The sequence below is a fragment of the Pseudoroseicyclus sp. H15 genome, from assembly GCF_054353345.1.
The window spans coordinates 151149-177509 of the sequence record NZ_JBTHJE010000003.1; the positions used below are offsets into that span (position 1 = coordinate 151149).

Consider the following 26361-nt stretch of genomic DNA (forward strand, 5'->3'; position numbering starts at 1 on the left):
CTGGCGTTTTCGCGCGCCAACGCAGACCCTTATTTGGTCGGCCCGATCATCATGACCATCTGGCGGCCTTCCATCTTCGGCATGTTCTCGACCTTGCCGATTTCCTTGGTGTCCTCTGCCACGCGCTGCAGCAGATCGCGGCCAAGCTCCTGGTGTGCCATCTCGCGGCCCCGGAAGCGCAGGGTGACCTTCACCTTGTCGCCGTTCTCGAGAAACTTGAACACGTTGCGCATCTTGACGTCGTAGTCGTTGCTGTCGGTGTTCGGGCGGAATTTGACTTCCTTGATCTCGATGATCTTCTGCTTCTTCTTGGCCTCGGCCTCTTTCTTCTGGGTCTCGTACTTGAACTTGCCGTAGTCCATGATCTTGCACACGGGCGGCGTCGCGTTAGGCGAGATTTCTACCAGATCGAGGCCCGCCTCTTCGGCCATCGCCATGGCGCGAGCGGGCGTCACGACGCCAACGTTCTCGCCTTCGGCGCCGATGAGCCGGATTTCCGTGGCGCGAATACGATCGTTCACACGGGGGCCGGTGTCGCGGACAGGGGGTGCGTTGTGGGGTCTGCGGGCTATGGCGGCGTCCTTTCTGCCGTTATCTCTCTAGATGGCGTAAAGTAAGCGCGCCCGAGGGCGCAATCAACCGCAAACGGCGGCTGCGGGGGCCCGGCCAGGGGGCATCTGGCGACTCATTGCCCTGCGCTATGCAAACTTTTCGGCCTCTGCCATCTTTGCCTCATAGGGGCCGCGCCGGCCGGGAATCATGAGAGAGGATGGAATCATGAGATCGATCGCGATCATCGTTGTGATCATTGTACTGGCCGGGGCCGGCTATTGGTACGTGAGCGACCGCAACGCCCAGCAGGCCGCCGAAGAAGCGCAGCTCGCCGCCGAAGAGGCTGCCGCGGCTGCCGAGGCCGAGGCGGAGGCCGCTGCCGCCGCCGCCGATGCCGCCGCAGAGCAGGCCGCCGCCGTGGCTGCAGAGGGCGATGGCCTCATCGAAGAAGCCGCCGACGCCGTGGACGACGCCGCCGAAGCCGTCGCTGAGGTGGTGGACGATGCGGTCGACACCGCCACCGATCTTGCCGAGGACGTGGCCGACGAGGCTGCCGACCTGCTAGAGAACGCCCCTGAAGCTGCGGCAGACGCCGCAGCCGCGGTGGCCGACACCGCCGAAGAGATGGCGAGCGAGGCCGAGCGCCTGGCCGCCGAAGCCGCCGCGCTGGCCGATCAGGCTGCCGCTGCCGCCGAGGATGGCAACCGCGAGCTGGCCGCCGAAACCTCGCAGGCCGCCGAAGACACCGCCGATCAGGCCGCCCAGGCTGCGGACGAGGCGGAGCAGACCGCTGCCACCGCCGCCGAGATGGCGGGCGAGGCGCAGGACGCCGCCGACCAGATGGAAGCGGCCTCGGAGGAATCCACCGCCGACGCCCCCGAAGCTCCGGCCCTGCCGGGTGAAGAGAGCGCCAGCACCGCCAATGCCGACGCGCCTGAGGGCATGGAGGCCGAGGGTGATGCTGCCGCTGGACAGGCGGAGGCTGACGCGGCTGCGGATGAGCCGACGACGGAAGAGACCGGCGCCGATGCCGCCACGGCGGATGAGGCCGTCGAGCCCGAGCCGGCAGAAGAAGAGCCGGCGGCTGAAGAAGGTGCGGCAGCGGACGCTGGCGACGAGGAGGCCAATTCTGCGATGGCCGCCCCCGAAGACGACGCCGCGGCTGCCGGTGAAGACGGGTCGGAAGAGATGTCCTCCGCCGAGACTGCACAGAGCGACGCCTCGGGCGAAGACGCGACCGTCGACGTGACGCCCGTCGAGGGCACCGCGGAGGACGGCGCAGCAGAAGAGGGCGCAATGGCCGACGACACGGCGCCGGCCGCTGAGGGCACGGAACCGGAGACGGACGAGAGCACCGCTGACGCTGCTATGGCTGAAGAGGGAAGCGCCGAGACGGCCACGCCCATGTCTGAAGAGCCCGCCACCGAAGGGACGCCCGCCTCGGAGGATGAAGCCTCTGCCGAGGCCGAAGGCGCCAGCAGCGATCTCTCCGAAGCTCCCGACGAAAACGACGCGACGGACCGTCTGGCGACCGAGGCGGGCCCCGCCGATCCCGACCCGCAGGTGGTGCTGAGCGTGGATGGTTTCGACCTCGACGGCGCCACTCAGCTGATCGACGAGTCGGACCTGCCGACGGTCGAGAAGGCCGAGCTTGTCGCCTCTCTGCAGGAAGCGAGCGATGCCGAGGAGCCGGAGGCGCTGGAAAGCGCCATCGCCGAGGTGCGCGAGGCGCTGGAAGTGCCGGAGCCGGACGAGGACAGCGCCTCCTCCGCGCCGGCCACCGGCGCCGAGGCCGATGCCCCTGCCGAGGGTGCGGACAGCAACGCTGACGGCGAGTTGACGACCGTCGACTAACCCAAGGGCCTGCGCGGGAACGCCCCGCGCAGGCGCCTATTCCACGGTGACGGACTTCGCCAGGTTGCGCGGCTGGTCCACATCGGTGCCCTTGGCCGAGGCGGTGTGATAGGCCAGCAGCTGCGCCGGCAGGGCGTAGAGGATCGGCGCCCAGAGGGGCGGCACATCCGGCATCACCAGCACGCGCCAGCACCCCTCGCTCGCCGTTTCTGCCCCGGCCCTGTCAGTGATCAGCAGCACCTTGCCGCCGCGGGCCATTACCTCCTGCATGTTCGAGACCGACTTGTCGAAGAGCTCGTCATGCGGCGCCATCACGATGACGGGCACCTCTTTGTCGACCAGCGCGATCGGGCCGTGCTTGAGCTCTCCCGAAGCATAGGCTTCGGCGTGGATGTAGCTGATTTCCTTCAGCTTCAGCGCGCCCTCCATCGCCAGAGGGTACATCCGGCCCCGGCCGAGGAAGAGGATGTCGCGCGCTTCCGACAGCTCCACCGCCACGCGCTGCGTGGCCGGCGCCATGGCCATGGCGTGGTTGAAGAGCCCGGCGATCTGCCGCAGCTCGGCCAGCCGCTCGGCCATCTCTGCCTCGGTCAGCCGACCCTTGGCGCGGGCGGCCTGCAGCGCGATCAGCGCCAGCACGACGAGCTGGCAGGAGAAGGCCTTGGTGGAGGCGACGCCGATCTCGCGCCCCGCGAGGATGGGCAGGGCGATGTCGCTCTCGCGCGCGATGGTGCTTTCGGCCACGTTGACGATGGAGACGATCTTGGCCGCCTTGCCGCTGGCATAGCGCAGCGCGGCCAGGGTATCGGCGGTCTCGCCAGACTGGCTGACGAAGATCGCCATGGTGCCCTCGGGCACCGGGGGCTCGCGGTAGCGATACTCAGACGCCACATCGACCTCGACCGGGATGCCGGCGAGCTGCTCTATCCAGTAGCGCGCCACGTGGCAGGCGAACGAGGCCGTGCCGCAGGCGACCATCGTCACCCGCTCGATACCGGCAAAGTCCAGCGCCTGCCCGCCAAAGGTCAGCTCGCCGGCCGGCGCGTGATGGTCGAGCGCGGCGGCCAGCACCTGCGGCTGCTCGGCGATCTCCTTCATCATGAAGTGCTTGTGGCCGGCCTTGGTCACCTCGCCCATCTCGGCATGGATGCGCTTTTCCGCGCGGTCGGCGCGGCGACCGGCGGCATCGAAGATCTCGGCGCCGGCCCGGCGGATGACGGCCCAGTCGCCCTCTTCGAGATAGGTGATCCGCTCCGTCAGCGGGGCGAGGGCGATGGCGTCGGAGCCCACGAACATCTCGCCGTCGCCATGCCCGATGGCGAGGGGGGAGCCCTTGCGGGCGGCGATCATCAGGTCGCTCTCGCCGTCGAAGAGGAAGAGCAGCGCATAGGCCCCGGTGAGGCGCGAGAGTGTCTCGCGCACGGCGTCCTCGGAGGAGAGGCCCTCGTCCAGCAGGCTCTCGGTGACCATGGCGACGGTTTCGGTATCCGTCTCGGTCTGCGGGGTCAGGCCGGTCTTCGCCAGCTCTTCGCGCAGCTCGCGGAAGTTCTCGATGATGCCGTTGTGCACGACGGCGACACGCCCCGCGCGGTGCGGGTGGGCGTTGCCCTCGGTCGCGGCGCCATGCGTGGCCCAGCGGGTGTGGCCGATGCCAGAATGGCCCGCGAGCGGGTCATGCACCAGCAGGTCGGAGAGGTTAATGAGCTTGCCCACCGCGCGGCGCCGCTCCAGCGCGCCGCCCGAGACGGTGGCGATGCCGGCGCTGTCATAGCCGCGATATTCCAGCCGCTTGAGGCTTTCGATGAGCAGGGGGGCAACCTCGTGATTGCCAAGAACGCCGACGATGCCGCACATGGCCTATCCCTTCGCCTTGAGCGCGCGCAGGCGCTCCATCATCTTCGCGCCAAGCCCCGGCTTGGCCACCTGCCGCGCCCGCCCGAGGGCGAGGTCACCCGGCGCCACATCCATCGTGATGACCGAGCCGGAGCCGGTGACGGCGCCGTCGCCCACGGTCACGGGCGCAACCAGCATTGTGTTTGAGCCGATGAAGGCGCCCTCGCCGATCACGGTGCGGTGCTTGAAGACGCCATCGTAATTGCAGGTGATCGTGCCGGCGCCGATGTTGGTCTTCGCGCCGATGTCGGCATCGCCGATGTAGCTGAGATGGTTCACCTTGGCGCCCTCGGCGACCAGAGCGTTTTTCACCTCGACGAAATTGCCGATATGCACATCTTCCGACAGCTCGGCGCCGGGGCGCAGGCGCGCATAGGGGCCGACGGTGGCGCTGCGGCTGACATGGGCGCCCTCCAGATGGCTGAAGGCGCGGATACGGGCGCCGCTTTCCACCGTGACGCCGGGGCCGAAGACCACGTTCTGCTCGATGAGCGCGTCGCGGCCGATCCAGGTGTCGAGGGCGAAATGCACGGTGTCGGGGGCGACGAGGGTGACGCCATTCTCCAGCGCCGCGGCACGGGCGCGGGCCTGAAAGGCGGCCTCGGCGGCGGCAAGCTCGGCGCGGGTGTTGATGCCCAGGGTCTCGGCCTCGTCGCAGCGCACGACGCGGGTGGTGAGCCCACGGGCGGCGGCGAGGGCGGGCAGGTCGGTGAGGTAGTATTCGCCGGCGGCATTGTCGTTGCCGACCTCGGCGAGCAGCTCCAGCATCAGCTGAACATCGCCGCGCAACACACCGGAATTCATCAAGGTTCCGGCGCGGGTCGCCTCGTCGGCATCCTTCCATTCGACGATGCGCTGCAGCACGTCGCCCTCGGTCACCAGTCGGCCGTAGCGCATCTGCGGCGCGGCCTCGAAGCCGAGCACGGCGAAATCGGCGGGGGCGGCGGCCATGGCGGCGAGGGTGTCTTCGCCGATGAAGGGCGTATCGCCGTAAAGCACGAAGGCCTGCCCCTCGGCGCCCTCCAGCGCGCCCGCCGCCTGCAGAACGGCGTGGCCGGTGCCCAGCTGCTCCTCCTGCCGCACGCAGACCGCAGCGGGGGAATGCTCGGCGACGGCGGCCTCGACGGCCTCGGCGCCGTGGCCGGTGACAACGATGATGCGGGAAGGTTCCAGCGCCTCGGCGGCGCGGAGGGCATGGGCGATCAGGGGAAAGCCCGCGATCTCGTGCAGCACTTTCGGCATGTCAGAGGCCATTCGGCTGCCCTGACCGGCCGCCAGAATGATGACGTGGTTGCTCATCTGCCCGTTGCCCTTTTGCTCGTGCGCTCTGCCGGCGCTGCCGTTCTTCGGCTGCCTTTTCGCAGCCTTTTATCGCGCCGCCACCCTCGCACAAGACGGCCGGGCTTCACATCCCCTTACCAATCGTTACACCTCCCCCATGCGCTCCGTCATCTTCGATCTGGACGGCACCCTTGCCGACACCTCTGCCGATTTGATCGCGGCCGCGAACCATTGCTTCCGGGGCCTCGGCCTGGGCGACCTGCTCGACCCCGGCCGCGACGCCTACACGGCGCTCAGGGGGGCCAAGGCCATGCTGCGCCTCGGGTTTTCCCGGGTCGAGGGCTATGGCGATGAGGCGGTGGAGCGGGAATATCCGCTGTTGCTCGATGCCTATGGCGAGAACATCTGCGTGGGCAGCCGCCTCTATCCCGGCGCTGTCGAGGCGGCGGCGGAGCTGCGAGGGCGGGGCTATACGCTGGCGATCTGCACCAACAAGCCCGAGGGGCTGGCCGTGAAGCTGATGCAGGCGCTGGGGGAGTTCGAAACCTTCGGCCCGATCATCGGCGCCGACACGCTGCCCAGCCGCAAGCCCGACCCGGCGCCGTTCTTCGAGGCGATTGCGCGGGCGGGCGGCGCGCGCGGCCGGGCCTGCCTGGTCGGCGACAGCGTGACCGACAGGGAGACAGCCCGGGCCGCCGGCGCCCCCTCGCTGCTGGTCGCCTTCGGCCCGGCGGCGGACGAGATGCCGGGGCTGGAACCCGCAGCGCTGGTGCCCTCCTACGCCGATCTGCCCAATATCGTGGACAGTCTGGAGCTGTGAGCGCGCTTGACGGCAGCCTCGCCCGGCGCAAGGGTTTCGCCCATGGTTGAGAGGTTTACCGGCAGCTTCACGCAGCAAGAGCCCATCCCCGACGCGGCCATCGAGGCGGCGCTGGCGGTGCTGCGCCATGGCCGGCTTCACCGATACAACACCAGCCCCGGCGAAGCCGGCGAGGTGGCGCTGCTTGAGGAGGAGTTCGCCGCCTTCACCGGCGCGCCCTATTGCCTGGCGCTGGCCTCCGGCGGGGTCGCGATCACCACCGCCCTGCGGGCCGTGGGCGTGCGGTCGGGCGACGCCGTGCTCACCAATGCCTTCACGCTGGCACCGGTGCCGGGGGCCATCGCGGCCCTCGGGGCGCGGCCGGTCTTCGTGGAGGTGACGGAGGATCTGGTCATCGACCTTGGCGATCTCGCCGCCAAGGCCGGGCAGGCGCGGGTGCTGCTGCTCAGCCATATGCGCGGCCATATCGCCGATATGGAGGCGCTGATGGCGCTGGCCGATGCCGCCGGGCTGATCGTGATCGAGGATTGCGCCCATACGATGGGCGGCGGCTGGGCGGGCGTGCCCTCGGGCCGGCACGGGGTGATGGCCTGCTATTCGACGCAGACCTACAAGCATATGAATTCCGGCGAGGGCGGGCTGCTCACCTCCTCCGATGACGAGGCGATGGCGCGCGCGATCCTGCTCTCTGGCTCCTACATGCTCTACGAGCGCCATAGGGCGCGGCCGCCGATGGCGGCGTTCGAGGGGCTGCGGGACGAAGTGCCTAACATCTCCGGCCGCATGGATAATCTGCGCGCCGCCATCCTGCGCCCGCAGCTCGCGGCGCTGCCCGCTCAGGTAGAGCGCTGGAACGAGCGCTACCGCGCCATGGAGGCTGAGCTTGCCGGCACGCCGGGGCTGCGCCTGATCCCGCGCCCGGAGGAGGAGGCCTATGTCGGCTCGTCCTTCCAGTTCCAGCTGCCCGGCTGGGCGGCGGATGAGGCGGCGGCGCTGGTTTCGCGCTGCGCGGCCCGGGGCGTGGAGCTGAAGTGGTTCGGCGCGGCGGAGGCGGTTGGCTTCACCTCGCGCTATGTGCACTGGGGTTATGCCACCCCGCAGGAGCTGCCGCAGACCGATGCGGCGCTGGCCGGGCTGATCGACCTGCGCTTGCCGCTGACCTTCTCGCTGGAGGACATCGCGCTCATCGGCCGCATCATCCGGGCCGAAGTGGGCGCGCTCTATCAGGAGGGCGCCGCATGAGGCGCGCCGAGGTCGAGGCGGAGGTGCGGCTCTCGCTGGCCAGGCTCGGCCAGCCTTGCCCCGATTTCACCTTCCCCGAGACGTCGCCCGGCGATGGAGCGGCGCATGTCGAGGGCGAGGGGCCGCTGTTCGACTGGGTGATCGCCGAGCCGGGCAACGAGATGGAGCGGCGCGAGGTTGATGGTGAGGAGCTTCTCTACCTCTGGCTCAGCGCGGTGACGTGGGAGATGGCAACGAAGGCCGAGGCGCTGGCCCGCCGCGGCGCCTATTCGCGGGCGGTCTGGATGGAGGCGCATGTGCGGCTGATGGCCATGCTGCGCGCCGAATGGGGCATCCGCGCCGCGGGGCATTACGCCGATATCATCAAGACGGCGCCGCTGACGGAGCAGGAGCGCCGCGCCGCCGGCCGGCTGGGGCTGCAGAGCTTCGGTCTGGCCGAGGAGCAGTCGCCTATTGCTGGGCTGATCATCGGGGGCCGGCGGGTGATGTGAGGCGGGGATCTTGTCCCCGATTTGAGGAAGCTACGGCGGGGCAGAACCCCGCCGCACTCTTACTCGGCCGCGATGGCGGCGCCGCGGCCGCGGATGCGGTCTTCGATCTCGTCGCGGAAGTTGCGGATGAGGCCCTGGATCGGCCAGGCAGCGGCGTCGCCGAGGGCGCAGATCGTGTGGCCTTCGACCTGCTTGGTCACCTCGAAGAGCATGTCGATCTCTTCGACCGATGCCTCACCCTTCACCAGCCGCTCCATGACGCGCATCATCCAGCCCGTGCCCTCGCGGCAGGGCGTGCACTGGCCGCAGCTCTCGTGCTTGTAGAACTTCGCCAGCCGCCAGATCGCTTTGATCATGTCGACCGACTGATCCATCACGATCACCGCCGCCGTGCCGAGGCCCGACTTCTGCTCGCGCAGCCAGTCGAAATCCATGATGGCGTCTTCCATCACCTCGGCGCGCAGCACCGGCACCGACGAGCCGCCCGGGATGACCGCCTTGAGGTTGCCCCAGCCGCCACGGATGCCGCCGCAATGCTTGTCGATCAGCTCCTTGAAGGAGATCGACATCTCCTCTTCCACCACGCAGGGGTTGTTCACATGGCCCGAGATCGCGAACACCTTGGTGCCCGCGTTGTTCTGGCGCCCGAAGGAGGAGAACCAGCTGGCGCCGCGCCGCAGGATCGTCGGCACGACCGCGATGCTCTCGACGTTGTTCACCGTCGTCGGGCAGCCGTAGAGGCCGGCGCCGGCGGGGAAGGGGGGCTTCATGCGGGGCATGCCCTTCTTGCCTTCGAGGCTTTCCAGCAGGGCGGTCTCTTCACCGCAGATATAGGCGCCGGCGCCGTGGTGCAGGTAGAGATCGAAATCCCAGCCAGAGCCGGCGGCGTTGCGGCCGAGAAGGCCGTTCTCGTAGCATTCGTCGATCGCGGCCTGCAGGGCCTCACGCTCGCGGATATATTCGCCGCGGATGTAGATGTAGCAGGCATGGGCGTTCATCGCGAAGCTGGCGATGAGGCAGCCCTCGATCAGCGTATGCGGATCGTGCCGCATGATCTCGCGGTCCTTGCAGGTGCCGGGCTCCGACTCGTCGGCGTTGACCACGAGGTAGGAGGGGCGGCCGTCGCTTTCCTTCGGCATGAAGCTCCACTTCAGGCCCGTCGGGAAGCCGGCGCCGCCACGGCCGCGCAGGCCGGAGGACTTCATCTCTTCGATGATCCAGTCGCGGCCCTTCTGGATAAGGCCGGCGGTGCCATCCCACTGGCCGCGCTTCTGCGCGCCCGCAAGGCTCCGATCGTGCATCCCGTAGAGGTTGGTGAAGATACGGTCTTCGTCCTTCAGCATCGCTGCCTCACTCGTCGCGGCCGAGCCGCCAGGCCCGCCAGGTCATCCAGAGCCCCATGCCGAAGCCGGCCAGGGCGAAGAGATCGAGAAGCGCCTTCAGCCTGTTCGGCCAGGCCAGCTGCGCCCCTGCGAAGGTCACCACAATCCAATAGAGCCCCGTTCCGGCCATCACAAGGCCCGCAGTCCGCGCCGCTTTCGCGCGGGCGAGCTGCGCCTCGCTCGGGCGCGGCTGCGGGGGTGGGCGCTTAGCGGCCATGGCGGGGCTCACTGGGCTTGTCGTCTTCCGCCAACGCTGCCTCGACCTCGCCCATGGGGGCGCCGGTTTCCAGCGGGCGGCCGGTGTTCGAGCCGCGCACAGGCGGGTCGCCAACAGCGCGGCAGAACAGCATGAGGAAGGTCACGGCCATCAGCGCGCCGGCGCCAAGGCCGAGCAGGGCCGCCGTTCCCCAGGTTGCGGGGCCAAAGCCGAGCAGGATGAAGAAAACCAGCCCGCCGGCGGCACCACCCGCAAGGCAGGCGACGCGGCAGCGCCCCTTGCCCGGGCGGACAGTCACGATGCGAGCACCCGGCCGCGGGTCATTCCGGCGATTGGTCTTTCATCAGCATCTGCGCCTGGCTCACCCAATCGTCGCGCTCGATGCGGCCGCGGAAGGAGAGGCGGTTGTCGACCCAGGCGATCTCTTCGGCACCCCAGGAGGCGATCTGGGAATAATGCCAGACGCCGAGGTCGTGGAGCATGCCTTCAAGCTTCGGGCCGACGCCAGAGATCTTCTTCAGATCGTCGGCGCCGCCTTCGCGGGGGCCCTCCAGCCGCTCGGGCTCGACTTCGGGCGTGGGGCCGACCTTGCCCTCTTCGCCCAGCGTGGCCGCTTCGGCCTCGTCAGAGGCGGGCACTTCCTCGGCCAGCGGCTGGTTGACCACATCGGTCGGCTGGCCGGGGGAATCGTCGTCGCGCTCCGGCTGGGTGCCGGGGGCTTGCGTTTCGGTCGCCTCGCCGGGCGAGTCGGGCTCGGCGCCCTCTTCATCGGCAGGGTGAACCCAGGGCGCGACCAGCGGCACTTCGGTGCCGTCGATGCGCTTGAGCGTGTCGCCGATGTCCTGCGCCAGAGTGGCGGAGGCATTGGCGGGAATGCGGTTCTCGCCCTGCTCATGCAGCGAGGTCAGGCCCGAGGCCGGCTCGCTGGCATAGCGGCCGTTCTGCGGGCCGGGCGTGGGGACCTCGCCGGCCGCCATGCGGTCGAGCAGCTCACCGAGCGACTCAGTGGTGAGGTCTTCGTAATAATCCTTGCCGATCTGGGCCATGGGCGCGTTGGCGCAGGCGCCGAGGCATTCCACCTCTTCCCAGGAGAACTTGCCGTCATCCGAAAGCTGGTGCGGCGCGGCGGCGATCTTTTCCTTGCAGACGGCCATCAGGTCTTCGGCGCCGCAGATCATGCAGGACAACGTGCCGCAGATCTGCACATGGGCAACCGAGCCGACCGGCTGCAGCTGGAACATGAAGTAGAAGGTCGCGACCTCGAGTGCCCGGATGTAGGGCATCTGTAGCATCTCGGCGACGCCCTCGATGGCGGCCCGGGTGAGCCAGCCTTCCTGCTCCTGCGCGCGCCACAGCAGCGGAATGATCGCCGAGGCCTGCCGGCCTTCGGGATACTTCTTTATCTGCGCCTCGGCCCATTTCTGGTTCGCCTCGGTGAAGGTAAAGCTGTCGGGTTGGTCGGGGTGAAGGCGTCTCAACATCGGGTAGAGCTCCGCTCGGCGGGCCGCGGGTGGCCGGTGGGGCTGGACATGCCAGCCCCGCCCGGCGGTGTCAAATGCAGTTGGTCGACATAACGCGGATGGCGCCTTCGCCGGAAAGCTCGGCGCGGCCGGCATCCACCAGCGTTTCCGTCACGGCACGCAGCTGGTCGGTGGTGAGGTTGGCCTGCAGCAGCACCGAATCGACGTTGCCGGCGGTCAGCACGCAGCCGTTCGCCTCGATTGCGGCGACGAGCCGGTCTTCGGCATTGGCCGGAACGACCGGCGTCTCGGGCGCCTGGGCGGCCGGGGTGCTGGTGGTGGTGCCGCCGAAGAGGCCGCCGTTGAATTCGATGAGGGGCGATTGATCGGGGCCGCCCGTGATCCTGTCGGGGTTGACCGAACAGGCCGCGAGGCCCGCGATCGCCATAAGTGCAAATGCCGCTTTCATGCCTGTCTCCGCTGTTGCTCTTTGGGCCAGTTTTCCGCGCCCCGTGCCCGGGTTGCAAGGGCCGATGGCCGAGAAGGGGGAGAGCCGCCTATTGGCAGCTGCGAAGGCCGGTGACGGCGCTGTCGTCGTCATAGATGAACACGTCTTCGTCCAGGCGCGTGTTCCCCACGCCGACGACCAGGTAGCCGTATTCCTCGGCCAGCGACGGAATATCCTGCGCCGGCATGCCGGCCTCGATGAGGGCCGTGGTGCCGGCCCAATCCTCGAAAGCCAGCATTTCTGGACCGTCACGGACGGGCACGCGGCAATCGTAGAGCGGCAGGAGCGCGAGCAGCTGCGCGCCATAGGCATCGCGCGGCAGCTCGTAGAAGAGCACACGCGCCAGTGCCGCGCCTTCTGGCGTGAGGTCGGGATAGAGCTCAGCATCGCTTTGCGAGGCGATGAAGTCGGCCTCTGTCGCGCCGGGGCCGATGACCGTGGGGATGACGACATAGGGGTCTTCGACGGCAGCCTGCTCCGGTGCGCTCGGCTCTGCGAGCGGGGCGGGTTCATCCTGCGCGGGTGCGGGCAACGGCTCCGCCGGCTCCTCACAGGCGGCGAAGGCAAGAAGACAGCTGAGGGTCAGAAGCACGCGCATGGGGCAACCGGTTTTCATGAAAAAGGGCCGACCGCTGGGGAGCGGCCGGCCCTTGAACTATCGGCGGCAGATTTGCTGCCGTGCAAGCCTTTTCCGTTAGCGGTCGACCTCGCCGAACACGATGTCGAGCGAGCCGAGGATGGCCGAGACATCGGCGAGCTGGTGGCCGGTGCAGATGTAATCCATCGCCTGCAGGTGCAAAAAGCCCGGCGCGCGCAGTTTGGCGCGGTAGGGTTTGTTGGTGCCGTCGGCCACGAGGTACACGCCGAACTCGCCCTTCGGCGCCTCGACGCTGGCGTAAACCTCGCCAGCGGGCACGTGGAAGCCCTCGGTATAGAGCTTGAAGTGGTGGATGAGGGCCTCCATCGAGGTCTTCATCTCGGCCCGCTTCGGCGGCGCCAGCTTGCCGCGCGCCATAACTTCGCCGGGCTCGTTGCGGAGCTTTTCCAGCGCCTGGCGCATGATCTTCACGCTCTCGCGCATCTCGGCCATGCGGCAGAGGTAGCGGTCATAGCAATCGCCGTTGGAGCCGACGGGGATCTGGAAGTCGAACTCGTCGTAGCACTCATAGGGCTGCGAGCGCCGCAGGTCCCACGCAAGGCCGGAGCCGCGCACCATGATGCCCGAGAAGCCGTAATTCTGGATGTCTTCTTCCGTCACCACGCCGATATCGACGTTTCGCTGCTTGAAGATGCGGTTGCCGGTGACGAGGTCGTCGAGATCGTCGAGGAACGACGGGAAAGTCTCGCACCAGGAGTCAATATCTTCGATGAGCTGGGGCGTCAGATCCTGGTGCACCCCGCCCGGGCGGAAATAGGCGGCGTGCAGCCGCGCGCCCGAGGCCCGCTCGTAGAACACCATCAGCTTCTCGCGCTCTTCGAAGCCCCAGAGCGGCGGTGTCAGCGCGCCGACGTCGAGCGCCTGCGTGGTGACGTTGAGCAGGTGGTTCAGGATGCGGCCGATCTCGCAGTAAAGCACGCGGATCAGCGAGGCCCGGCGCGGGATCTCGGTTTCCGTCAGCTTTTCGATGGCGAGGCACCAGGCATGTTCCTGGTTCATCGTGCCGACGTAATCGAGCCGGTCGAAATAGGGGAGGTTCTGCAGGTAGGTGCGGCTTTCCATCAGCTTCTCGGTGCCGCGGTGCAGCAGGCCGATATGCGGGTCGCACCGCTCGACGATCTCGCCGTCAAGCTCCAGCACCAGCCGCAGCACGCCGTGCGCCGCCGGGTGCTGGGGGCCGAAGTTGATGTTGAAATTGCGGATCTGCTGCTCGTCCGTGCGGACGTCGTCGAACCCCTTGGCGCCGTCCATCATTTCGCCTCCGATTTTTCATCGCCGGGCAGCACGTATTTCGCGCCCTCCCACGGGGAGAGGAAGTCGAACTGCCGGTATTCCTGCACCAGCTTGACGGGCTCGTAGACGACGCGCTTCTGCGCCTCGTCATAGCGCACTTCGACATAGCCGGTGGTGGGAAAATCCTTGCGGAGCGGATGCCCGCGGAAGCCGTAATCGGTGAGGATGCGGCGCATGTCGGGATGGCCGGTGAAGATGATGCCGAACATGTCGAACACTTCACGCTCGAACCATTCGGCCGAGGGGTGCACCTCGGTGATCGAGGCGAGCATCTCGTCCTCGCGCACGGCGCATTTCACCCGGATGCGGTGGTTCTGGTACATCGACAGGAAGTGGTAGACGACCTCGAAACGCGCCTCGCGCCCCGGGTAATCGACCGCCGTGATGTCGACAAGGCTGGTGAACCGGCAGGTCTGGTCGACCTTCAGGAACTCCACGAACTCCGCCATCTCGGAGGAGGGCACGGTCACGGTGAGTTCACCATGCGCGATGGTCTGAGACAGCACCGCATCGGGGCGCTTCATCTCGATATGGGCGGCGAGGTCTTCCATCGCTTACCTCTTGATCGTGCCGGTACGGCGGATTTTGCGGGACAGCTGCAGGATGCCGTAAAGCAGCGCCTCGGCCGTGGGCGGGCAGCCGGGCACGTAAACGTCGACCGGGATGACCCGGTCGCAGCCGCGCACGACGGAATAGCTGTAGTGGTAATAGCCGCCGCCATTGGCACAGGAGCCCATGGAGATCACGTAGCGCGGCTCGGGCATCTGGTCGTAGACCTTGCGCAGCGCCGGGGCCATCTTGTTGGTCAGCGTGCCGGCCACGATCATCAGGTCGGACTGGCGCGGAGAGGCGCGCGGCGCCGTGCCGAAACGCTCGATATCGTAGCGCGGCATCGAGGTTTGCATCATCTCGATGGCGCAGCAGGCCAGGCCAAAGGTCATCCAGTGCAGCGAGCCGGTACGGGCCCAGTTGATGACATCGGCAGTAGATGTGACGAGGAAGCCGCGATCCTGCAGCTCGCGATTGATCGCCGCCGCCGCGGCCTCGTTATCGCCGCCGGCATCGTAGGCAGCGAGGCTGGAGGGACCAGTCTTGACGCGGGGCGTCTGGTAGCCCTCGGACTGTACCTCGGTGACGAGCTCGTCGCGGGTCTCGGCCATGGGAACCTCGTGGGGTGTCGGTTTTTTGTGACCTACCCTTGGCGGGGGGCAGCGTCAACGGCGGCTCGGCGGGTTGTGATGGTGCCGCTTGTGGCCGGCGGCTGAGCGGGGGGCTGTCTGCCCCCCCCGCCCCCCGAGGATATTTCGAGAAAAGCGAGGGGAAGGGGGCGCCGAGGCGGGCGGGCTGGATATGAAAACGCCGGCCACGGGGGCCGGCGCTGGATCGTCAGGGGCGCGAGGGGATCACTCCCACTCTAGCGCGCCCTTTTTCCATTCGTAGGCGAAGCCGGCGGTCAGCACGGCGAGGAAAACCATCATCGACCAGAAGGCCGCATCGCTGATCAGCGCGAAGGACGAGGCCCAGGGGAAGAGGAAGGCCACTTCGAGATCGAAGATGATGAAGAGGATCGAGACCAGGTAGAAGCGCACATCGAACTTCATGCGGGCATCGTCGAAGGCGTTGAAGCCGCATTCGTAGGCCGAGACCTTTTCGGGGTCGGGGTTGCGCACGGCCAGCACGACAGCGGCGAGGATCAGCGCGCCGCCCACGACGAAGGCCAGGCCGAGGAAGATAATGATCGGAAGGTATTCGCGAAGCAGGAATTCCATCGGGCTGTCTCCATGGCTGGCCTGTTGCGGCAGGAATAGGCGCGCGCGCGGGGCGGGTCAACCGAGGGCGGATGCCCTGCGCGGCCCGCCCGGGGCAGGGGTCAGGGCAGGTAGTTGGCCGGGTCGGTGCTGTCGAGGCCGAGGCGGACCTCGAAATGCAGGTTGGGCGGATCGCCTGGCGCCACGGCGCCGATCTGCTGGCCGCGGCTGACGCTCTGCCCCTGCGACACCGTGAGGCTGTCGATGCGGGTGTACACGCTGAGCAGCTCGTCGGAATGGCGGATGATGACGATGTTCACCCCGGCGGTGTCGGTGGTGATGGCCGCCACCGTGCCGCTGCCGGCGGCGCGCACCGGCGTGCCCGCGGCGGCGCCGATGTCGATGCCGTCGTTGCGGCCCGGCGCATAGGCACGGATGATCGCGCCGTCGACGGGCATCGCAAGCCGGCTGTCGCTGGCGGGGGCGGCCTGCTCGGCGCCGAGATCGGGCGCTTCCTCGGGCGGCTCTTCCTGCTGCACGGCGGCGGCCGGCGCGGGCGTCTCTGCCGGAAGGGGCGCGCTGGCAGAAGGCGGCACCGGCGTGGGCGAGCCCTGGCCCGGTTCAGTGGTGGCGCTGGCGCTTTCCACCGGGGCGGCGACGGGCGTGGCGGCGGAGGGCACGTTGGCGGCGCTGCCCTGCGGGATGAGCAGGACCTGGCCCTGCCGCACGGTGAGATCGTCATCGAGCCCGTTCCAGGCGGCGATGGCGCCGGGCGGCACATTGTAGAGGCGGGAGATGGTGTAGATCGTCTCGCCGGCTTCGACGCGGTGCTGCAGCGGCTCGTCGCCCGATTGCTGCAGCACGAGGCCACCCTGAGGCGCAGCGGCGGGGGCGGCGGGCTGGGCGGCGCCGGACGGCGCCAGGGTTGTGGTGGCGACGGCCGGGCTGCCGGAGGGCGCGACGGCGCCGGGCGCAGTCGGCGCGCCGGTGGCGGCCGTAGGCTCGGCCACGCGGCCGGGCAGGGCGATGATCTCGTCGCGGCGCAGAACGGTGTCGGGCGCCACGCCATTGTAGGACGCGAGCTGGACCGCATCGAGGCCGAGGCGCGCGGCGATGCTGCGCACCGTTTCGCCGCGCTGGGCGACGACGACCTGGAAGCTGGGGTAGGAGATCACGCCGCGGCTGTCGGGCGCCGGCCTGTCGGGCATCTCCATCAGCGCCGCCGATGTATCGAAGCCCGAGGAGGTGAGGTTGCGCATGTCGAAATCGAGCCGGCCGTCCTCGCAGCCAGCCAATAGCGCCACGAGCGCCACGCCCGTGCCCAGCTTCAGCGTTGTCCGTTGCAGACCTGCCCCCATCGCTCTCGAAGCTCCCCTCGTCTTGTCGTCTCTTGCCGTTGGTCCGGCGCCTATAGCAGGCCGGTCATTCCTGTCCCAGCCCTTCGACCAGCGGCACGAAGCGCACGGGCCGAAGCTCTTCGTAATCGAAGCCCGCCTCGCTGCGGCGCACGCGGATCAGGCTTTGCAGCTGGTCCGACTGGCCCACGGGCAGCACCATGATGCCGCCGACGCGCAGCTGCTGCAGCAGCGGGCCCGGCGGGTCTTCCGCCGCCGCCGTCAGCAGGATGCGGTCGAACGGGGCCTGATCGGGCAGGCCATGACTGCCGTCGCCGATCAGGGCGGTGATGTTGTTCAGCGCCAGATCCTCGAAGACGCCGCGCGCCTCGATCACCAGCCGGCGGTACCGGTCGACGGTGTATACCCGGCGGGCCAGCAGCGACAGGATCGCCGCCTGGTAGCCAGAGCCGGTGCCGACCTCAAGGATCTTGTCACGCGGGTTGATCTCCAGCGCCTGCGTCATCAGCCCGACGATCGAGGGCTGCGAGATGGTCTGCCCGCAGGCGATGGGCAGTGGCATGTCGTCATAGGCGCGGCCCGCGAAGAGGCCGCGCACGAAATGGGCGCGGTCGACCTTCTCCATCGCCTCCAGCACGGCTTTGTCGGTCACGCCGCGCGAGCGCAGGGCAAAGAGGAACTGCATCTTGGCGACGGCGCTGCCGTCGGGCTCGGCACCCTGCTCTTCGGGATGGCCGGGCTCGGGGCTCATCGCAGCACCTCGGCCAGTTTGGCGAGGCTCTCATGTGCCGTCAGGTCGGCGCGCATCGGCGTGACCGAGATGTAGCCGTCGAGATTGGCGGTCACATCGCTGCCGCGCCCGGTGTGCACGGCCTGCTTGGCACCGGTGATCCAGAGGAAGCGCCGGCCCGAGGGCGAGACATGCGGCTCGACCGAGAAGCCGGTATCGGGGCGGAAGCCCTGGCGCACGGAGGCGCGGCCCTTCACCTCGGCCGCAGGTACGGGCGGGAAGTTGATGTTGTAGAAGAGGCCGTAATCGCCATCGTCCCAGGGGGCCTGGTCGATCAGCCGCTTCACGAGGCCGGCGCCGAAGTTGCGCGCCGCCTCGAAGGGATCGTCCAGCCCCGCATTGCCCGGCCCGTAGAACTGGCTGAGCGCGATGGAGCGCACGCCCTGCAGGGCGCCCTCCATGGCACCGCCGAGCGTGCCGGAATAAAGCGCGTTCTCACCGGAATTATTGCCCCGGTTGACGCCGGAGAGGATAAGATCGGGCTTGTCCGGCATGATGTCGTGCAGCGCCGCCAGCACGCAATCTGCCGGGGAGCCCTCGGCCGCCCAGCGGCGGGGGCCAAGCTCGGCCACCATCATCGGATGGGTGTAGGAGATGCAGTGGCCGACGCCCGATTGCTCGAAGGCCGGCGCCACCACCCAAACCTCGCCGCCGGTGCCGGCGATGGACTCGGCGATATGCTCCAGCACCGCCAGGCCCGGCGCGTTGATCCCGTCGTCATTGGTTACAAGTATGCGCATTTTGGCCCCTTTGCCCCCGTCTAGGCGAGGGGGCAGGGCGCGGCAAGATCAGCCCAGGATTTCAGGCAGCAGGCGTGCCGCTTCGCTGGCAGGCGTGGCCAGAGGCGCACGGTCTTCGCCCGGATAGAAGCGGGCGCGCGTCGCCGTGGCCATCGGGCGCGGCTGCAGAACCAGAACTCGCGGGCCGATCCGCGCCGTCTCACCCTGCCACGAGCGGGCCAGGGCGATCTGCGCGGCCTTGGTGGCGCCGTAATGGCCGAAGAAGCGCTCGCCGCCTTGCGGGTCGTCGAAGAACGCCGCCCTGCCGCTCTCGCCCAGCAGCGGGGCGACATAGGTGATGAGCCGGCGCGTGGCCGAAATGTTGGTGGCGACGGATTTGTCGAAATCCTTCTCCGCCAGATGCGGGGCCGGCGCGAGCGGGCCGGCATGGATAGCGGTATGCACCCACAGCGAGATGCCGCCCCAGCGATCGAAGATCGAGCGGCAGAGCTGCTGCATGGCGGCGTCGACATTGATGTCCATCGGCGCGAGCACCGCCTCGCCGCCCTTCTCGCGGATGGCGTCGTCGAGCTCTTCCAGCGCGCCGGTGGTGCGGCCGACGGCGACGATGGGATGCGTGGGCGCGAGGGCGAGGGCGAGGGCATGGCCAAGGCCGCGCGAGGCGCCGGTAATCAGTGCGGGTTTCATGGCGGCGGGATGCGACGGGCCGGGGCGAAGGTCAAGAGGATCGGGCAGGGCGGGGCGACCCGAAGCGGGCGCCTCCCCCTCGTGCTGGCGGCGCTCCGCCTGCGGCAAGAGGCCATGGGCCAGAGGCCGCTGGCCGGGCTTGACGGCCCCGCCCGAGCTGTCAGAAGGGAGCGCATGAGCACCGGCCTGTTGACCATCCGCCTCGATGCCATTGCCGATAATTGGCGGGCCCTTGCCGCAAAGAGTGCAGGCGAGACCGGCGCTGTCGTGAAAGCCGACGGCTATGGCCTCGGCGCCAAGCAGGTGGCGCGCGAACTCGCCCGCGCCGGCGCCCGCAGCTTTTTCATCGCCGTCGCCGAAGAGGCTGCGCCCTTGCGCGCCATGCTGGGCGACGACGTGACCATCTATGTCTTCTCAGGCCATATGGCCGGCGACACCGAGATGATCCGCGACCTCAACCTCGTGCCGCTTCTCAATTCCATCGACCAGCTCACCATGCATGTCGAGGCGCTGCCGGGGCATCCCTTCGGCATCCAGCTCGACACCGGCATGAACCGGCTGGGCATGGAATGGGAGGAATGGTCGGCCGTCGCCGAGATCGCGCTCTCTGCCGGCCCGAGCCTGCTCATGTCGCACCTCGCCTGCGCCGACGAGCCGGATCACCCGATGAACCCCTACCAGCTCGATCTCTTCCGCCAGATGACCGACGGCACCAATGTGCCGCGCTCGCTGGCGGCGACGGGCGGTATCCTGCTGGGCAAGGAGTATCACTTCGATCTCACCCGCCCCGGCATCGGCCTTTACGGCGGCATGCCCTTCGCCGATGCGGCGCCGGCGGCGCGGCTCGATCTGCCGGTGGTGCAATGCCGCACCCTCAGCGAGGGCGAGGTCGTGGGCTACGGCAACACCTGGCAGGCCGAGCGCGAGACGCGGCTGGCCACCATCAATTGCGGCTATGCCGACGGGATGCTGCGCAGCGCCGGAGCCGGCGATCTGATGCTATGGTACGATGGCATGATCTGCCCCGCCGTCGGCCGCATCTCGATGGATCTGATCACCGTGGATGTCACCGATCTGGGCCGCGACCCGGAGTATCTGTCGCTGATCTGCCCCGAGAACTCGATCGACACCATTGCCGAGGCCGCTGGCACCATCGGCTACGAGGTGCTTACCTCGCTCGGCGGGCGCTATCAGCGCCGCTACACCCGGTCGTGAGGCGGGCATGACCCGCGCCCTCGCCGGGCTCGGCGCCGCCACGCTGGCCCTGCTGGCCACCCTCGGGCAGCTCACGCTCTTCACTGGCGAGGCCCTTCTTCGCCTGGTGCGCCCGCCCTTCTACGCCCGCGCCTTCGTCACCGCCCTCTTGCAGATCGGCTGGCTATCGCTGCCCGTGGTCGGCATCACCGCCTTCTTCACCGGCGGGGCGCTCGCCTTGCAGATCTATTCCGGTGGCGCCCGCTTCTCGGCGGAGGAATTCGTGCCGCAGATCGTCGCCGTGGGCATGGTGCGCGAGCTGGGGCCGGTGCTGGTGGGGCTGATGATCGCGGCCCGCGTCACCTCGTCCATCGCCGCCGAGATCGCCACGATGAAGGTCACAGAGCAGATCGACGCGCTGGTCACGCTCTCCACCTCGCCGATGGCCTGGCTGGTGACGCCGCGACTGCTGGCAGCGACGCTGACGGTGCCGCTGCTGGTCGGGGTGGGCGACATCATCGGCATTCTTGGCGGGCAGGTGATCGCGGTGGAGCGGCTGGGCTTCAACGCCAGCACCTATATCGCCAACACCTGGAACTTCCTTGAGACGCTCGACATCGTCTCCTCGCTCACCAAGGGCGCGGCCTTCGGCTTTCTCGCCGCTCTGATGGGCTGCTGGTACGGCATGACCTCCGCTCGCGGCGCCCAGGGCGTGGGCCGGGCGACCAAGGGCGCCGTCGTGGCCGCCGCCGTGGCGATCCTCGCCGCCAATTTCGCGCTGACGGGGGTGTTCTTCTCGGCATGATCGCGCTGGAGAATGTGCATAAGAGCTTCGGCGCCAATCAGGTGCTGCGCGGCATCTCGCTGGAGGTGCCGAAGGGCCAGTCGCTGGTGGTGATCGGCGGCTCGGGCACCGGCAAATCGGTGCTGCTGAAATGCGTCCTCGGGCTGGAGAGCTCCGACGCCGGCCGCATCCTCTACGACGGCAAGCCGATGGACAGGGCGGCGCGCACGGCCTTCCTCTCCCGCTTCGGCATGCTGTTCCAGGGTGGCGCGCTCTTCGACTCGCTGCCCGTGTGGGAGAACATCTGCTTCCGCCTCACGCGTGGCCCGGGCCATCTCACCCGGTCTGCCGCCCGCGACCGTGCTGTCGAGAAGCTCGCCCGCGTCGGCCTCGGGCCAGAGGTGGCCGACCGCTACCCCGCCGAACTGTCGGGCGGCATGCAGAAGCGCGTGGCTCTTGCCCGCGCCATCGCCGCCGACCCCGAGGTGATCTTCTTTGACGAGCCCACCACCGGGCTCGACCCGATCATGGCCGGCGTCATCAACGATCTCATCCGCGGCATCGTCACCGACATGGGCGCCACCGCCATCACCATCACGCATGACATGGCCTCTGTCCGCGTCATCGCCGACGAGGTGGCGATGCTGCATGCCGGCCTGATCCGCTGGAAGGGCCCGGTGGGGCAGATGGACGGGGCGGGTGACCCCTACCTGGGGCAGTTCATCAGCGGCGCCGCCGAGGGGCCGATCGAGACGCTGCGCTAGCCCCAGGCCCAGGGCCTGCCTATATCGGCCCTAAACCGGCCCGGCTCAGGGAGAGTTCATGCCCATCCTCAAGGCCGCCAATCTCGCGCTTCTATTGCTGTTTCCACTGTCGTGGTTCGCGCCGCTGATGCGGGCCGGGGTGCTGCCGCTGTTCGGCCTGTCGGAGATCTCCGTCATCTCGGGCCTGCAATCGCTGTGGAAAAGCGATGTGGCGCTGGCGCTGCTGGTGACCTTCTTCGCCATCTTCGCGCCGATGTTGAAGGTGATCGGCCTGGCGCTCATCCAGTTCGATCTGCTCTCGGCCACCGTGCATCGCCCTTTGATGTGGCTGGGGCGGCTGGCGATGGGGGATGTCTTTCTCATCGCGCTCTACATCGCCATCGCCAAGGGCATCGGCATCGGCCGGGTCGAGCCAGCCTGGGGGCTGTGGCTGTTCACCGGCTGCATCTTAAGCTCGCTGGCGCTCTCTGCCCTGACCGCCCGGGCGCACAAGTAACCGGCACGGGGCCGCCCGATGTGGCGGGCCTGCGCCGCATAGCCGCGGCATCATGATCGTTTCGTGACACCGCCGGCGCGAGGGGCTATGCGGTGACCCAAGCTGCATCACAGATTCGGAGCTTGGTTTGTCCCAGCCAGCGCCCCCGCGTTCCCTCCCGGCTCATCCGTTCGACGATGATGACAAGCTCAAGGAGGAATGCGGCGTTTTCGGCATCGTCGGCGTTGCCGATGCCGCCAGTTTCGTCGCCCTCGGGCTGCACGCCCTGCAGCATCGCGGCCAGGAAGCCTGCGGCATGGTCACCCATGACGTCGAGACGGGGTTCAACTCCGCCCGCCGCATGGGGATCGTTCGCGACAACTTCACCTCGTCGGAGGTGATGGCGACCATGCCGGGCGATATCGGCATCGGGCATGTGCGCTATTCCACCGCCGGCTCGAAAGGGCAGACCGCGATCCGCGACGTGCAGCCGTTCTTCGGCGAGTTCTCGATGGGCGGCGCCGCGCTGGCCCATAACGGCAACATCACCAATGCCGCCGCGCTGCGCCGCGAGCTGATCGAGCGCGGCTCAATCTTTCAAAGCTCGTCCGACAGCGAGTGCATCATCCACCTCATGGCCCGCTCGATGGGCCGCACCATCCCCGACCGGATGGAAGAGGCCCTGCGCAAAACCGAAGGCGCTTTCTCCATCGTCGCCATGACCCGCACCAAGATGATCGGCTGCCGCGACCCGCGCGGCGTGCGACCGCTGGTGCTGGGACGGCTGGGCGACGGCTGGATCCTCGCCAGCGAGACCTGTGCACTCGACATCCTCGGCGCCGAGTTCATCCGCGACATCGCCCCGGGCGAGATGGTGGTGATCTCTGCCGAGGCGGGCGTCGAGAGCTACTTCCCCTTCCGCCAGAAGGCCTCGCGCTTCTGCATCTTCGAGAATGTCTATTTCTCGCGCCCCGATTCCATCCTCGGCGGTCGCTCCGTCTACGAGACTCGCGAGGCCATCGGCCGCGAGCTGGCCCGCGAGGCGCCGGTCGAGGCCGATCTGGTCTGCCCTGTGCCCGACTCGGGCACGCCGGCGGCCATCGGCTATGCGGCGGAGAGCGGCATTCCCTACGGCATGGGCATCATCCGCAACCAGTACATGGGGCGCACGTTCATCGAGCCCTCCGAGCAGATCCGCAACATGGGCGTGCGCCTCAAGCTCAACGTCAACCGGGCGCTCATCCGCGGCAAGCGGGTGATCCTGGTGGACGACTCGGTGGTGCGCGGCACCACGACGCGCAAGATCAAGGAGATGATCCTCGATGCCGGCGCGGCGGAGGTGCACTTCCGCATCGCCAGCCCGCCCACGGCCTGGCCCTGCTTCTACGGCGTCGACACGCCTCAGCGCGAGAAGCTGCTGGCGGCGACCATGAGCGAGGAGGAGATGCGCGAGCATCTCAACGTCGATTCGATCAAGTTCATCTCGCTCGACGGGCTCTACCGCGCCGTGGGCGAGGCGGGCGGGCGCGACCCCAAGCAGCCGCAATATTGCGACGCCTGCTTCTCGGGCGAGTACCCCATCGAGCCGGCCGACATGATCGAACAGGGTTTCCAGTTGAAGACCGCCGCCGAATAAGTCCGCGGGCTTCTGGGCTATATCGGGCGCTGCCGAAAGGTGGCGCCCGTTTGCGTTTCGGGGGCTGAATCAGGGGCCGGTCTGCACCAACCTCTGCCTTCGCAAACCACAAAATCGTGCATCGGCGCCGGCTGGCGCATCGTACCCCCGGCCTCTGGCAAGGCGGCGCGCATGGGCCCGCGCCCCTCTTTCGCGCGACCTCGGGACGCGGCAAGACACAACCCTTCCCCAGAGCCCGTTCCGGCCCCGACCGCCCCGCCCGGCGGCGGGGCCGGGGCGGGCACGAGCACCGGACTATCAGACATGACCGACCAGACCCCGCCCGAGGTGGCCGCCGCCGCCACTGTTTCCGCCGAGTTGCCCGAAACCGGCATCCTGCTCATCGGCACGTTCGTTGCCGCCGATGGCGGTGCTGCGCTGCTGCGCCTCTCCGACGGCAGCATCTCTCGCGTCCAGCCGGGGGATGAGACGGGTGCCGGCGAGGTTGTGGCCATCGGCGACGGCCAGGTGACCTTCAGCCGCAATGGTGAAAGCGTGACGCTGGGCATGGTGGGCTGAGACTGCCCGCAGGGCAGGCGAAGGGCGGCCCCAGACGGAGCCGCCCGTTTGCTTTGGATGAGCCGGGGGCAGGGCGGCCTCAGGCCGCCTCTGCCGTCTCCGCCCGCACGAAATGCGTATCCGACACCTGCAGCATCGGTGCCGAGTGGTGCTCGTAATCTGCCGGGCGCATGGCGCTGGGGATCTCGTCGTTCATCAGCTGCCGCCCCTCGGGCCGGCGCGTGGGGTCTGCGACGGGGACCATCGAGAGCAGCTTGCGGGTATAGGCGTGCTGGGGGTTGTTGAAGACCGACTGGCGGTCGCCGATCTCGACGATCTCGCCGAGATACATCACCGCCACCCGGTGCGCGATGCGCTCCACCACAGCCATGTCGTGGCTGATGAAGATCATCGCGATCTTCAGCCGCTCCTGCAGGTCCATCAGCAGGTTGATCACCTGCGCCTGGATCGTCACGTCGAGCGAGGCGACCGCCTCGTCGGCGATGATGAGCTTGGGGTCGAGTGCCAAGGCCCGCGCGATGCAGATGCGCTGCCGCTGCCCGCCCGAGAAGGCGTGGGGGAAGCGGTCGAGCGCAGAGGCGTCGAGCTCCACCAGCTTCAGCAGCTCCTCGGCCTTGGCGCGCATCTCGCGGCTCGGAAGCGTGCCGTGCACATGCAGCGGGTCGCAGATGGCGCGGGCGATGGTCATGCGCGGGTTGAGCGAGGCGAAGGGGTCTTGAAACACCATCGTCACGTTGCGGCGAAAGTCCTGCAGCTTGCGATTGGGCGCTCCCAGCATCTCCTGCCCCTCGAAGCGGATCGAGCCGGAGACGGGCTTGTCGAGCTGCAGGATCGAGCGGGCTACGGTGCTTTTGCCGCAGCCGCTTTCGCCCACGATGGCCAGCGTCTCGCCTGCATTCACCGAGAAGGAGACGCCCTCGACGGCATGCACACGCCCCTCGACCCGGCCGAAGAGGCCGGCCTTGATGTCGAACCGGGTGACGAGGTTGTCGACTTGAAGGAGCGGCTGGGTCATGTCGCCTCGATCGTTGCGGCTTCGGGGAATTTCTGAGGGACCGGGCTGTCGCTGAGCGAGCCGAGCGCCGGCACGGCGGCAATGAGCGCGCGCGTGTAGGTCTCGCGCGGGTTGGCGAAGACATCGTAGACGCTGCCGGTCTCGATGATCTTGCCCTTCAGCATCACGCAGATGCGGTCGGCGATCTCGGCGACCACGCCCATGTCATGCGTGATGAAGAGCACGGCCATGCCGATTTCTTTCTGCAAGGCGCGAACCAGATCGAGGATCTGCGCCTGGATGGTCACGTCGAGCGCCGTGGTGGGCTCATCGAGGATCATCAGCGAGGGGCGGCAGGCGAGCGCGATGGCGATCATCACGCGCTGACGCATGCCCCCGGAGAGCTGGTGCGGGAACTGGCGCATCCGCCGCTCGGCATCGGGCACGCGCACCAGCTTGAGCACGTCGAGCGCGATCTGCCTCGCCTGTTCGGCGCTCTTCTTCTGATGGCGGATGACGGCCTCGGCGATCTGGTCGCCGATGCGGAAGACGGGGTTGAGCGACGAGATCGGGTCCTGAAAGACGATGGAAACCTCGGAGCCGCGGATATTGTCCATCTTGCGCTCTGGCAGCTCCAGCAGGTTGAGCACCTTGCCGTCCTTCTGGCGCATCCGCACGGCGCCGCCGGCGATGGTGGCGCCGTCATGCTCGGTCAGCCGCATTAGCGTCATCGCCGTCACCGACTTGCCCGAGCCGGATTCGCCCACCAGCGCCAGTGTCTCGCCCTTGCGGATCGAGAAGGAGACGCCCTTGACCGCCGAGAAACTGGTCTTGCGGGTCAGGCGAAAATCCACGGCCAGATTGTCGACCTCGATCACCAGGTCGGGATTGGCGGCGAAGGAATCCGGGGCGGGGGAGGGGGCGTCTGATGGAGCCATCGGGGCCTCGAAGCTTGCGTGAGTCATGCAAGCCTTGCATCAGGGCG

General features: G+C 68.2%; 29 protein-coding genes. 10 read left to right on the plus strand and 19 right to left on the minus strand.

Going from position 1 to position 26361, the window contains the following annotated elements; genetic code table 11:
• Nucleotides 1–29: 29 nt before the first annotated feature.
• Nucleotides 30–521, minus strand: a complete 492-nt coding sequence (gene infC, locus ACXN5S_RS08220) for a translation initiation factor IF-3 (RefSeq protein ID WP_458604936.1) — start codon at nt 519–521, stop codon at nt 30–32.
• Nucleotides 522–777: 256 nt separating this feature from the next.
• Between infC and ACXN5S_RS08225 the strand changes: the two genes are divergently transcribed.
• Nucleotides 778–2406, plus strand: a complete 1629-nt coding sequence (locus ACXN5S_RS08225) for a prolipoprotein diacylglyceryl transferase (protein ID WP_458604937.1) — start codon at nt 778–780, stop codon at nt 2404–2406.
• Between the two features lie 36 nt (nt 2407–2442).
• On the opposite strand, the gene glmS is transcribed toward ACXN5S_RS08225, so the two are convergent.
• Both glmS and glmU read right to left on the minus strand, forming a co-directional pair.
• Entirely contained in the window at nt 2443–4260 is a 1818-nt protein-coding gene (gene glmS, locus ACXN5S_RS08230; RefSeq protein WP_458604938.1) for a glutamine--fructose-6-phosphate transaminase (isomerizing), read from the minus strand.
• A gap of 3 nt (nt 4261–4263) precedes the next feature.
• Entirely contained in the window at nt 4264–5598 is a 1335-nt protein-coding gene (glmU, locus tag ACXN5S_RS08235; protein WP_458604939.1) for a bifunctional UDP-N-acetylglucosamine diphosphorylase/glucosamine-1-phosphate N-acetyltransferase GlmU, read from the minus strand.
• Between the two features lie 139 nt (nt 5599–5737).
• Here glmU and ACXN5S_RS08240 point away from each other — a divergent pair, with 139 nt between their 5' ends.
• Genes ACXN5S_RS08240 through ACXN5S_RS08250 form a run of 3 tightly spaced genes read left to right on the plus strand, consistent with a single transcriptional unit; the run spans nt 5738 to nt 8133 of the window.
• Nucleotides 5738–6400: an HAD-IA family hydrolase gene (locus tag ACXN5S_RS08240; protein ID WP_458604940.1), complete on the plus strand. Its 663-nt coding sequence runs from the start codon at nt 5738–5740 to the stop codon at nt 6398–6400.
• Nucleotides 6401–6442: 42 nt separating this feature from the next.
• Nucleotides 6443–7642, plus strand: coding sequence for a DegT/DnrJ/EryC1/StrS family aminotransferase (locus ACXN5S_RS08245; protein WP_458604941.1), 1200 nt, complete (start codon nt 6443–6445; stop codon nt 7640–7642).
• Entirely contained in the window at nt 7639–8133 is a 495-nt protein-coding gene (locus ACXN5S_RS08250) for a hypothetical protein (protein ID WP_458604942.1), read from the plus strand. The genes ACXN5S_RS08245 and ACXN5S_RS08250 overlap by 4 nt, the downstream gene beginning before the upstream one ends.
• Before the next feature lie 59 nt (nt 8134–8192).
• Here ACXN5S_RS08250 and nuoF read toward each other — a convergent pair whose 3' ends face one another.
• The 14 genes from nuoF to ACXN5S_RS08320 all read right to left on the minus strand — a co-directional run bounded on the left by nuoF (nt 8193) and on the right by ACXN5S_RS08320 (nt 18971).
• Entirely contained in the window at nt 8193–9476 is a 1284-nt protein-coding gene (nuoF, locus tag ACXN5S_RS08255; RefSeq protein ID WP_458604943.1) for an NADH-quinone oxidoreductase subunit NuoF, read from the minus strand.
• A gap of 7 nt (nt 9477–9483) precedes the next feature.
• Nucleotides 9484–9732: a DUF5337 domain-containing protein gene (locus tag ACXN5S_RS08260; protein WP_458604944.1), complete on the minus strand. Its 249-nt coding sequence runs from the start codon at nt 9730–9732 to the stop codon at nt 9484–9486.
• Nucleotides 9722–10030 (minus strand): hypothetical protein, encoded by a 309-nt coding sequence (locus tag ACXN5S_RS08265; protein WP_458604945.1) that lies wholly within the window; start codon nt 10028–10030, stop codon nt 9722–9724. The genes ACXN5S_RS08260 and ACXN5S_RS08265 overlap by 11 nt, the downstream gene beginning before the upstream one ends.
• 22 nt (nt 10031–10052) lie before the next feature.
• Nucleotides 10053–11213: an NADH-quinone oxidoreductase subunit E gene (locus tag ACXN5S_RS08270; RefSeq protein ID WP_458604946.1), complete on the minus strand. Its 1161-nt coding sequence runs from the start codon at nt 11211–11213 to the stop codon at nt 10053–10055.
• Between the two features lie 70 nt (nt 11214–11283).
• Entirely contained in the window at nt 11284–11661 is a 378-nt protein-coding gene (locus ACXN5S_RS08275; protein ID WP_458604947.1) for a hypothetical protein, read from the minus strand.
• An 88-nt stretch (nt 11662–11749) separates the two neighbouring features.
• Complete coding sequence (locus ACXN5S_RS08280; RefSeq protein ID WP_458604948.1) at nt 11750–12298, minus strand: hypothetical protein; 549 nt, start codon at nt 12296–12298, stop codon at nt 11750–11752.
• Between the two features lie 96 nt (nt 12299–12394).
• Nucleotides 12395–13612: an NADH-quinone oxidoreductase subunit D gene (locus ACXN5S_RS08285; RefSeq protein ID WP_458604949.1), complete on the minus strand. Its 1218-nt coding sequence runs from the start codon at nt 13610–13612 to the stop codon at nt 12395–12397.
• On the minus strand, nt 13609–14202 hold the full coding sequence (locus ACXN5S_RS08290) for an NADH-quinone oxidoreductase subunit C (protein ID WP_458604950.1): 594 nt from the start codon (nt 14200–14202) through the stop codon (nt 13609–13611). Before ACXN5S_RS08290 ends, ACXN5S_RS08285 begins: the two co-directional genes overlap by 4 nt.
• A gap of 3 nt (nt 14203–14205) precedes the next feature.
• Nucleotides 14206–14811, minus strand: a complete 606-nt coding sequence (locus ACXN5S_RS08295) for a NuoB/complex I 20 kDa subunit family protein (RefSeq protein ID WP_458604951.1) — start codon at nt 14809–14811, stop codon at nt 14206–14208.
• 243 nt (nt 14812–15054) lie between these two features.
• Complete coding sequence (locus tag ACXN5S_RS08300) at nt 15055–15420, minus strand: NADH-quinone oxidoreductase subunit A (RefSeq protein WP_458604952.1); 366 nt, start codon at nt 15418–15420, stop codon at nt 15055–15057.
• Between the two features lie 101 nt (nt 15421–15521).
• Nucleotides 15522–16757 carry a peptidoglycan DD-metalloendopeptidase family protein gene (locus ACXN5S_RS08305; RefSeq protein ID WP_458604953.1) on the minus strand — a complete coding sequence of 412 codons (1236 nt, stop codon included), beginning with the start codon at nt 16755–16757 and terminating at the stop codon, nt 15522–15524.
• 64 nt (nt 16758–16821) lie between these two features.
• The gene (locus ACXN5S_RS08310) at nt 16822–17505 is read right to left on the minus strand and encodes a protein-L-isoaspartate(D-aspartate) O-methyltransferase (protein WP_458604954.1); all 684 of its coding nucleotides are present in this window, start codon (nt 17503–17505) and stop codon (nt 16822–16824) included.
• The gene (surE, locus tag ACXN5S_RS08315) at nt 17502–18284 is read right to left on the minus strand and encodes a 5'/3'-nucleotidase SurE (RefSeq protein ID WP_458604955.1); all 783 of its coding nucleotides are present in this window, start codon (nt 18282–18284) and stop codon (nt 17502–17504) included. The genes ACXN5S_RS08310 and surE overlap by 4 nt, the downstream gene beginning before the upstream one ends.
• A 48-nt stretch (nt 18285–18332) precedes the next feature.
• A complete protein-coding gene (locus tag ACXN5S_RS08320) occupies nt 18333–18971 on the minus strand; it encodes an SDR family NAD(P)-dependent oxidoreductase (RefSeq protein ID WP_458604956.1) in 639 nt (212 codons plus the stop codon).
• 174 nt (nt 18972–19145) lie between these two features.
• On the opposite strand from ACXN5S_RS08320, the gene alr reads away from it, so the two are divergent.
• The 6 genes from alr to ACXN5S_RS08350 all read left to right on the plus strand — a co-directional run bounded on the left by alr (nt 19146) and on the right by ACXN5S_RS08350 (nt 24382).
• Nucleotides 19146–20186: an alanine racemase gene (gene alr, locus ACXN5S_RS08325; RefSeq protein ID WP_458604957.1), complete on the plus strand. Its 1041-nt coding sequence runs from the start codon at nt 19146–19148 to the stop codon at nt 20184–20186.
• A gap of 7 nt (nt 20187–20193) precedes the next feature.
• Nucleotides 20194–20970 carry an MlaE family ABC transporter permease gene (locus ACXN5S_RS08330; RefSeq protein WP_458604958.1) on the plus strand — a complete coding sequence of 259 codons (777 nt, stop codon included), beginning with the start codon at nt 20194–20196 and terminating at the stop codon, nt 20968–20970.
• Nucleotides 20967–21713 (plus strand): ABC transporter ATP-binding protein, encoded by a 747-nt coding sequence (locus tag ACXN5S_RS08335; RefSeq protein WP_458604959.1) that lies wholly within the window; start codon nt 20967–20969, stop codon nt 21711–21713. The genes ACXN5S_RS08330 and ACXN5S_RS08335 overlap by 4 nt, the downstream gene beginning before the upstream one ends.
• A gap of 64 nt (nt 21714–21777) precedes the next feature.
• Nucleotides 21778–22209, plus strand: coding sequence for a paraquat-inducible protein A (locus ACXN5S_RS08340; RefSeq protein ID WP_458605165.1), 432 nt, complete (start codon nt 21778–21780; stop codon nt 22207–22209).
• A gap of 127 nt (nt 22210–22336) precedes the next feature.
• Nucleotides 22337–23824 (plus strand): amidophosphoribosyltransferase, encoded by a 1488-nt coding sequence (gene purF / locus ACXN5S_RS08345; RefSeq protein WP_458604960.1) that lies wholly within the window; start codon nt 22337–22339, stop codon nt 23822–23824.
• Nucleotides 23825–24127: 303 nt separating this feature from the next.
• The gene (locus ACXN5S_RS08350; RefSeq protein WP_458604961.1) at nt 24128–24382 is read left to right on the plus strand and encodes a hypothetical protein; all 255 of its coding nucleotides are present in this window, start codon (nt 24128–24130) and stop codon (nt 24380–24382) included.
• A 79-nt stretch (nt 24383–24461) separates the two neighbouring features.
• On the opposite strand, the gene ACXN5S_RS08355 is transcribed toward ACXN5S_RS08350, so the two are convergent.
• Together ACXN5S_RS08355 and ACXN5S_RS08360 are read right to left on the minus strand one after the other, a co-directional pair.
• Complete coding sequence (locus tag ACXN5S_RS08355) at nt 24462–25397, minus strand: ABC transporter ATP-binding protein (RefSeq protein ID WP_458604962.1); 936 nt, start codon at nt 25395–25397, stop codon at nt 24462–24464.
• Complete coding sequence (locus tag ACXN5S_RS08360) at nt 25394–26314, minus strand: ABC transporter ATP-binding protein (protein ID WP_458604963.1); 921 nt, start codon at nt 26312–26314, stop codon at nt 25394–25396. Before ACXN5S_RS08360 ends, ACXN5S_RS08355 begins: the two co-directional genes overlap by 4 nt.
• Nucleotides 26315–26361 lie beyond the last annotated feature (47 nt).

Bases quoted from the DNA above. Each gene is read 5' to 3' on its own strand.
- nuoF (WP_458604943.1), bottom strand. From the start codon at position 9,476: ATGCTGAAGGACGAAGACCGTATCTTCACCAACCTCTACGGGATGCAC.
- alr (WP_458604957.1), top strand. From the start codon at position 19,146: ATGAGCACCGGCCTGTTGACCATCCGCCTCGATGCCATTGCCGATAAT.
- ACXN5S_RS08250 (WP_458604942.1), top strand. From the start codon at position 7,639: ATGAGGCGCGCCGAGGTCGAGGCGGAGGTGCGGCTCTCGCTGGCCAGG.
- ACXN5S_RS08245 (WP_458604941.1), top strand. From the start codon at position 6,443: ATGGTTGAGAGGTTTACCGGCAGCTTCACGCAGCAAGAGCCCATCCCC.
- glmU (WP_458604939.1), bottom strand. From the start codon at position 5,598: ATGAGCAACCACGTCATCATTCTGGCGGCCGGTCAGGGCAGCCGAATG.
- ACXN5S_RS08320 (WP_458604956.1), bottom strand. From the start codon at position 18,971: ATGAAACCCGCACTGATTACCGGCGCCTCGCGCGGCCTTGGCCATGCC.
- ACXN5S_RS08290 (WP_458604950.1), bottom strand. From the start codon at position 14,202: ATGGAAGACCTCGCCGCCCATATCGAGATGAAGCGCCCCGATGCGGTG.
- ACXN5S_RS08300 (WP_458604952.1), bottom strand. From the start codon at position 15,420: ATGGAATTCCTGCTTCGCGAATACCTTCCGATCATTATCTTCCTCGGC.
- ACXN5S_RS08285 (WP_458604949.1), bottom strand. From the start codon at position 13,612: ATGATGGACGGCGCCAAGGGGTTCGACGACGTCCGCACGGACGAGCAG.
- ACXN5S_RS08335 (WP_458604959.1), top strand. From the start codon at position 20,967: ATGATCGCGCTGGAGAATGTGCATAAGAGCTTCGGCGCCAATCAGGTG.
- ACXN5S_RS08305 (WP_458604953.1), bottom strand. From the start codon at position 16,757: ATGGGGGCAGGTCTGCAACGGACAACGCTGAAGCTGGGCACGGGCGTG.
- surE (WP_458604955.1), bottom strand. From the start codon at position 18,284: ATGCGCATACTTGTAACCAATGACGACGGGATCAACGCGCCGGGCCTG.
- glmS (WP_458604938.1), bottom strand. From the start codon at position 4,260: ATGTGCGGCATCGTCGGCGTTCTTGGCAATCACGAGGTTGCCCCCCTG.
- ACXN5S_RS08275 (WP_458604947.1), bottom strand. From the start codon at position 11,661: ATGAAAGCGGCATTTGCACTTATGGCGATCGCGGGCCTCGCGGCCTGT.
- ACXN5S_RS08225 (WP_458604937.1), top strand. From the start codon at position 778: ATGAGATCGATCGCGATCATCGTTGTGATCATTGTACTGGCCGGGGCC.
- ACXN5S_RS08350 (WP_458604961.1), top strand. From the start codon at position 24,128: ATGACCGACCAGACCCCGCCCGAGGTGGCCGCCGCCGCCACTGTTTCC.
- ACXN5S_RS08355 (WP_458604962.1), bottom strand. From the start codon at position 25,397: ATGACCCAGCCGCTCCTTCAAGTCGACAACCTCGTCACCCGGTTCGAC.
- ACXN5S_RS08280 (WP_458604948.1), bottom strand. From the start codon at position 12,298: ATGCGCGTGCTTCTGACCCTCAGCTGTCTTCTTGCCTTCGCCGCCTGT.
- ACXN5S_RS08360 (WP_458604963.1), bottom strand. From the start codon at position 26,314: ATGGCTCCATCAGACGCCCCCTCCCCCGCCCCGGATTCCTTCGCCGCC.
- ACXN5S_RS08260 (WP_458604944.1), bottom strand. From the start codon at position 9,732: ATGGCCGCTAAGCGCCCACCCCCGCAGCCGCGCCCGAGCGAGGCGCAG.
- ACXN5S_RS08270 (WP_458604946.1), bottom strand. From the start codon at position 11,213: ATGTTGAGACGCCTTCACCCCGACCAACCCGACAGCTTTACCTTCACC.
- ACXN5S_RS08295 (WP_458604951.1), bottom strand. From the start codon at position 14,811: ATGGCCGAGACCCGCGACGAGCTCGTCACCGAGGTACAGTCCGAGGGC.
- ACXN5S_RS08240 (WP_458604940.1), top strand. From the start codon at position 5,738: ATGCGCTCCGTCATCTTCGATCTGGACGGCACCCTTGCCGACACCTCT.
- ACXN5S_RS08310 (WP_458604954.1), bottom strand. From the start codon at position 17,505: ATGAGCCCCGAGCCCGGCCATCCCGAAGAGCAGGGTGCCGAGCCCGAC.
- ACXN5S_RS08330 (WP_458604958.1), top strand. From the start codon at position 20,194: ATGACCCGCGCCCTCGCCGGGCTCGGCGCCGCCACGCTGGCCCTGCTG.